Origin of the sequence: Endozoicomonas sp. ALB032 (assembly GCF_049310125.1) — a bacterium.
Classification (GTDB): Bacteria; Pseudomonadota; Gammaproteobacteria; order Pseudomonadales; family Endozoicomonadaceae; genus Endozoicomonas_A.
The window spans coordinates 5,052,601-5,059,421 of the sequence record NZ_JBLYNW010000001.1; the positions used below are offsets into that span (position 1 = coordinate 5,052,601).

General features: G+C 43.9%; 2 protein-coding genes and 6 tRNA genes. All 8 read left to right on the forward strand.

Annotated elements, in window-relative coordinates:
• Positions 1 to 162: 162 nt before the first annotated feature.
• The 8 genes from csrA to ACO6VG_RS18460 all read left to right on the forward strand — a co-directional run bounded on the left by csrA (position 163) and on the right by ACO6VG_RS18460 (position 6,464).
• Complete coding sequence (gene csrA, locus ACO6VG_RS18425) at positions 163 to 366, forward strand: carbon storage regulator CsrA (RefSeq protein WP_422133656.1); 204 nt, start codon at positions 163 to 165, stop codon at positions 364 to 366.
• 209 nt (positions 367 to 575) lie between these two features.
• A tRNA-Ser gene (locus tag ACO6VG_RS18430) sits at positions 576 to 668 on the forward strand.
• A gap of 1,226 nt (positions 669 to 1,894) precedes the next feature.
• Entirely contained in the window at positions 1,895 to 5,752 is a 3,858-nt protein-coding gene (locus ACO6VG_RS18435) for an autotransporter outer membrane beta-barrel domain-containing protein (protein WP_422475073.1), read from the forward strand.
• A gap of 174 nt (positions 5,753 to 5,926) precedes the next feature.
• Positions 5,927 to 6,003, forward strand: a tRNA-Arg gene (locus ACO6VG_RS18440).
• A 39-nt stretch (positions 6,004 to 6,042) separates the two neighbouring features.
• Positions 6,043 to 6,135: transfer RNA gene (locus ACO6VG_RS18445), tRNA-Ser, on the forward strand.
• Between the two features lie 19 nt (positions 6,136 to 6,154).
• A tRNA-Arg gene (locus ACO6VG_RS18450) sits at positions 6,155 to 6,231 on the forward strand.
• 22 nt (positions 6,232 to 6,253) lie between these two features.
• A tRNA-Arg gene (locus ACO6VG_RS18455) sits at positions 6,254 to 6,330 on the forward strand.
• A gap of 41 nt (positions 6,331 to 6,371) precedes the next feature.
• Positions 6,372 to 6,464 (forward strand) — tRNA-Ser (locus ACO6VG_RS18460).
• Positions 6,465 to 6,821: the final 357 nt, after the last annotated feature.

The window sequence follows — 6,821 nt, forward strand, 5'->3', positions numbered from 1 at the left end:
TCTGTTGGCTGAGAGCTTCTCAAGCATGAAACGGTGATCTGGCAGTAGCTGCCTTGCTGAGAAAGTGTTCCCGTATTTGGGGCTAAGGTCAATCAAGCAAAGCATCACCGTGCTCAGGATTGACGGTCGTTGACTTACAGAGATGTAAATAAGGAGATTGTAATGCTGATTCTGACTCGCCGCGTAGGAGAGACCCTGATGGTCGGGGACGAGGTCACTGTCACTGTGCTGGGCGTTAAAGGTAACCAGGTGCGTATTGGAGTCAATGCGCCAAAAGAAGTTGCCGTTCATCGTGAAGAGATCTACCAGAGAATTCAGAAAGAGAAAGAGCACGGGGGTGTTCCGTCTGCCTCTGAGCCTTACTGAGTATCTGGTTTTAACACCGAATTCAGTGAAAAATACCCGGCTAACAGCCCGGGTATTTTTTTATCTATGAAAAATGTCTCGATTAAGGAGCGATAATGCGTTTGCCGATAAGGTGACAAACTTTAGAACCTTTATAAAAGTCTCTGGTCGTAAGTAAGAAGAAAAAGCTTGCATTCCAGGGTGCGAACAGTAGTATTAATTGCGCATGCGGTGAGGTGGCCGAGAGGCTGAAGGCGCTCCCCTGCTAAGGGAGTATACGGTTTGTAGCCGTATCGAGGGTTCGAATCCCTCCCTCACCGCCAGATTCTTTAATGTTTCCTTTCTCATTAAGATCACAGGGCAGGCTGGTTGTTATCAATCTGCTCCATGCTCTGCTCCAACCTTTGTGATGTGATGCTCCTTCAACTCTAACGATTGAAATACACTTATCGTTGCTCAGTGAATTTCGATAATGCTTTGAAATTTGATAGGGGATTATGGGGTCTTTGCTGCCATAAAAATGTCTTTGAGGAATGTCTCTGAGTTTATCTCGAAAATCTAACGGGTTCAGAGCAGAAGGCATTGGGCTGACTTTATGAAACTGGTTGGTGAAAAACGGGTCGAGGTTGCCAGCCACCGTCAAGATTGAGGCCACGTCATCCCTTTGGGCCGCTGATAACAGAGCCAGAGTGGCCCCTCCTGAGTAACCAATCAACTCGAGTTCTCTATAATTACCCTTTTTCTTCAAATAATCTAAAGCCTCGTTAATGCTTGTCAGAGAAGCCTTGTCGTAGCGGCCAAAAGTCCAGACTGATTTATTGCAGAACTTGGTCATGATGTACTGGCAAGGTCTGCCCAGATAAGCGATATCGGAGTATGGATCCTTCAACATAAGGCTATGAACCAGTCTATTGACCGGTGTTGGGTCGGAAGAGGGTGTACCCCTCTTTAGCCAGGCTTTACCATCTCCTTCTATATAGACCCTTAATCTTTCTTTTCTGGCGTTTTCAGATAGCCATGCCTTGAGGGTGTGGGTTGAAGTGGATATTTCCACAGAGGACAGTTTTTTCGAGTTGGCCAGAAGTTGTGTGGTAGTGGTATTAAAAGGAGCAGGGGAGTGACAGCCAGAGAAAATAAGGCTGAAAGAAAGTATTAAAAGAATGTGCTTCATAGGCAAGTATTTTTTAGAACTAATGTACATTTTTATTTATCGGAAGCTTAGCTCCCTAATATAGTGACTTAACCTGGCAGTTTTTGATTGATACTGTTGTGTTTGTTAAAACATATACGAAAAATTTACCAATGTTTTAATTAATAGGCGCTGGGGGTTAGTTGCAGGTTTCTAAAAGAAAGAATCTTTATATCTATAGAATCTATAGAAAAATTAATATCACTTTTAATTCTGAAAAAGTATTTAATATTACTTGTTGCCATCTGTACGATACCTTGCCTTCAGGCTCCTATGTCTGATATGTCCGTTAATTTGAAAACTCATAAATGAGAAAGTTCAACGAAAAGAACATCCAGAAAAGAGGTTGGAGTTGCAGTAATGAGACAGGTTCAGGTGTTTAATAAGACACTGCTTTCCATAGCCGTGGTCACGGCTCTTGGGGGTTATAGTAAATGTTCACAGGCTCAATTCCTCGTGAATAACAAAGATTTCTTTAAAACAGTTGAAAAAGTAGATCTTTCCGGAATGGTAAAAGTTAGGAATGAAATGCTTTCTGATGATCCACTGATTAAACAGGCTGATAAGGCAGTTAAACGTTATGAAGTCTATAAAGTTAAACATGATGAAAAACAAACAGATGCAGAGCGTTTATTCATCAATGCCAGTTTCTGGAAGCAGCTTGAAATAGATGCACCTGATTTTTTATTGTTAAGTGAAAGAAGTGTATCTGCCGATGATCGCAAGCCAAAAGAGTCAGAGTCTTTGGTTAAGCGGGAAAGGGCCGTTTTGGGGAGAGCGCATAGTGCACTTGAGTCTTTGGGTGCAGCAGAGACGCAATCGAGCTTTAGTGGTCAAGATTATGGGCTTGGTAAACACCTTTTTAAAAAAGACGGTCAAAGCCTTAATGAAGCCAGGAACGCCTACGTTAAAAGATTGGTAGAACTTGAAAATTTAGCACTTCGTGATGCCATTCTCGTTGAAAAAGAAGTTGTGGATGAATCTACCAGGAAAACGAAAAAGGTTAAGGTGGCTCCGGATGCAATCATACTGAAAGGTATCGATTTATCTGACGGGGGTGTCAGAAAAACAGTTCTTGAAAAGCTGACCAATGTTGAAGAAGTCTTTGAATTAAAGACAAATGGCAATGGTAAAGTGACCGGGCTGGGCTTTAAAACCAGAGTGTTGGAACTGGCGGATGTCAGCAGTGGTTTTAAAGAGGGAGAAAGAGTACCAGTGGTAGCATCAGCTGCAACTGAAGACGAGGCTGATGTTAAGGCATACGGCACAGTTGTTCTTTCTGGGAGATCCAGTGCGGTGCATGAAGGTTTCGGCACAAGTGAACGAGCACTTGATGCATTTGTTGCCAAAGAAGGTACATCGGTACGTATCGCAAAAGATGGTGCTATCCGATCTACGATCATCTATCTGAAAGGTGTTGATGATGTAACGGGTGTTGATGTCGAAGTTGACGGAAAAAAAACCAAGACTGTTGATACTTTTTTAGACTTGGTAGGAGTACTACCAGAGCAATTGGAAATTATGGAAGAAGCCATGAATAAGCATGGTAAAAAGGTCCATAAGCCAATTGCACGAAAAGCTGCGGTAGCAGTTATCGATGGGGCTAAAAAAGGTACTGTCAATCTGAAAGGCTATGAAGATATAGAGATCAAAGGCTCCAGGTTGGTTGTTCGACAAATCGGTGTTGCGGAAGATGGTGTTACTCCAGCATCCGCTAATGTCACTATCACAGACAGTGATATAACTGTTGATGCAGGGTCCGACGATACAGCAAATGCTGGAAAAGGCGTTGTGGCTGGTCAGAATATCGTTCTGAGTAATACTCATCTGAGTATGCAGGAAGAGAACAAGATTGCTCTGGAAAGCATTATTTCTGATGAGTTAGAAGGTAATGACAACACTAGGAAAATGAAACAGCCAAATTCAATTAGGCTTACTGAAATCAAGGCTGTTCCCGTTAAAGGTCTTAATGCTCAGAAAGCAATGGAAGGCTCCATTGATGGTTTTGCAGAGCACGTTGTTGATGTTGAAGCTGAAGATGTACTTGATGTGTTTGAGGTTAGGAAAGGCTCTGTCTCACACGTCAGCCTTACTGATATTGAGAAAGTTCTGGTTGAAGATGGTCAACTGTATGCCGACGAAGTCAGCACGCTCGAAAGGCCACTGGTCTCGTTTGACCTGAGAGGAAAAGCGACCGTTCGATCAATGTCTAATGATGCGCAGCCTGTTTTCGTTAGTAGAGACGCAGATGTAACTCTGGCTGTCGGGCAGGAAGTGTCCAAGGATATTCATGGTTTCAGACACTTTATTTTGGACGGTGGTACTTTAGAAGGTAGCCTACAAGGCTTTGCTGCTGAAAATGGCGATGAGAAAGATCCTGAACGCTTCACTGGTTCAACAGTTACTCTGAAAAAAGGTACTTTGAAGGGTGGTGAGATTGGCGGCGTTGTTGATGGGAAAGAGCGAGGGCACCTAAAGGAAGTGCTTGTAACGGGTCAGATTGATGTTAAGCCCGGCACTACTGAGCTGAGAACTTTGGATAGGGTAGCTACTAAAAAGTCTCAAATGCCTATCTTTCAATCTACTGAACTCAAGCAGGTCAAAGTGGTTGCTCCTTTGGTTGTCGATTCCAAAGGTAGTTTGAAACTCTTTAAGACGTTTAAGCAAAGCAAGCTGGATGAGAAAAATACCCCTGTTCTTGAGTCAGCACCTTCATTATTGGCAACGAAGGGTAAAACACTTGAGAAAGGTGCTAACCTGTTCCTTGTCGTGGATGGTGATGATAAATCACTGTCGTCTGTCCCCTATGTCAGTGTTGATGGTTCTTTGAAGTTGCAGGGGCAGAACCAGATCAAACTTGATTTGACCAATAGCATTGACAGTAAGAAACGTTTTGAAAATGCCAAAAATCTTTATGAAGAAGCCAAGTCTGGTAAGCCTTTGACTACTTCGATTGCAGTTATTGAGGCCGATAAAGTAGAGGGTAGCTTTGTTGCTCCCGATACAGGTACCGTATTCATTGATGCTTCAGACAGTGGATTTGCGAAGAGTGAGAAGACTGGCAAGTCTGTATACTCTATTAATGTGAAGTATGATGACAATCCGGTTCAGAAATTGCGCTCTCAATATAGTCTGTCTGAAGATCAGGCAAAAATGTACATTGCTACCTATGAATCGGCATTGTCTACTGACAATATGGTTTCATCACAGTCTATGTTCAACCTTGTAACAATGGCGGAGCAGCAGGACATCAAGTTGTTTGCTGACCAGCAGTTGCCCGATCTCAATAACGCAGTGGGTCGTGCTTCTGTAACTTTGCAAAATAAAGTTAATGAGTCGATTGGTCGTCGTCTCAACAGTAACCGTACTGGAGTTAATGCTGGCGATATGTATCAGTCTCAGGGGTTTTGGGCCGAGTATATTTTCAATAACGGAAAGCTTGATAATGATGAAGTTCTAAAAGGTTATCAAGCCAGAGTTAATGGAGTCACTCTTGGTGCTGATACCACGCTTAATGATCAGATGACGGTCGGTTTTGCCTTCACTTATGGTAATACAAAGGTTGAAACTAACGACATACATCGTGAAACAGCGACCGATACTTATATGGGCACCCTTTATACTGGATGGAATCAAAATAATTACTTCCTGGACTCAATGTTCAGTTATGGTAAGGGAGTCAATGAATACAAGCGTAAAGTTCAGCTGGAAAAGACTGCTTACAGAGGCGAAGCCGATAGCACTGTCTGGGGGGCACGTTTAGTAGCTGGCTATAACTATCAGATAAATCAGTGGGTTCTTCAGCCTCAGGTCACCTTTGGCTATAACAGTGTTAAATTTGATGATCTCACTGAAAAGCAAACAGGTGACTGGGCTCAGAAGCGTAAGATGAAGGAATTCGAAGTCATGGAACTGGGTGCAGGTTTGAAGCTTATGGGTGATTTCGAGTTGGGTCGAGGTATTCTCCAACCTGAGTTTGTTCTGATGGGTTACCATGACTTTAAGGATGAAAAGCCTGAAGCAACGGTGACAATCCTTCAAGGCGGTAAAACCTTGACATTCACGGGTGCTGAACGTGAGCAAAATCGCTTCCTGGCCGGTTTGGGTGTTAACTACAAAATGGAAAACAACCTGAGCTTGAGTCTGCATTATGACAATAACTGGATGGGGGACTTCAAGGCGGATAGCTTGAATGCAACTATCCGTTATGATTTTTGATTGGTTGCAAACTAACGTCTAACCACCTGCCTCTTTAGTTGGACCTGAACTTTTTTAGCCCTGCCTGTGTGGGGCTTTTTTGTTGTTGTGCGTTGTTGTTCAAATGTGAAAATTGCCACAATACCGTTGACTCCTCGGGGTTAAATCTCTATAGTTCGCTCCCGTTGATGCAGCGTGCTCGTAGCTCAGCTGGATAGAGTACCTGGCTACGAACCAGGCGGTCGGAGGTTCGAATCCTCCCGAGCGCGCCACTCATTAAAACGGCAAGTGTCGCTAGTATAAGTTGTACCGGTGAGGTGGCCGAGAGGCTGAAGGCGCTCCCCTGCTAAGGGAGTATACGGTTTGTAGCCGTATCGAGGGTTCGAATCCCTCCCTCACCGCCAGTGAACAAGTTAGTATTACGCGCTCGTAGCTCAGCTGGATAGAGTACCTGGCTACGAACCAGGCGGTCGGAGGTTCGAATCCTCCCGAGCGCGCCATTTAAGAAGTTTTCAAATATGAGCGTCCGTAGCTCAGCTGGATAGAGTACCTGGCTACGAACCAGGCGGTCGGAGGTTCGAATCCTCCCGGACGCGCCAATTTGAAAGTTGGGTAACCCCATCAAAACAAAGAATATGACGGTGAGGTGGCCGAGAGGCTGAAGGCGCTCCCCTGCTAAGGGAGTATACGGTTTGTAGCCGTATCGAGGGTTCGAATCCCTCCCTCACCGCCATTCTGTATCTCTTAACTCATTGATTTATCAATGCTTGACTATTTAAACAACTCAAGTTACGCAGTTAGCAACCTCTTTCAAGTGCCTCAGAGAAGCTTTTAGCCTTGCCATATAAATTTTGGCTCTGAGCTGAAAGTGATTCACTTTTGTTACGCGTTGCTCAGAATACAACGGCTTTCAAGTTCTACTTACAACAAATAGCATGGAGAATCAGCCCTAATCTGATCAGCCGCCGTTCTTTGATGGAGTTATTCAATGATCCAACTGAGAAAATGAGAGTCAATTTACTCATGAATCAGGGGGCTGGAGCTTGGGTATGTTTAGCCGGACAGTAGTGAGAAATCATATCAATTTCCC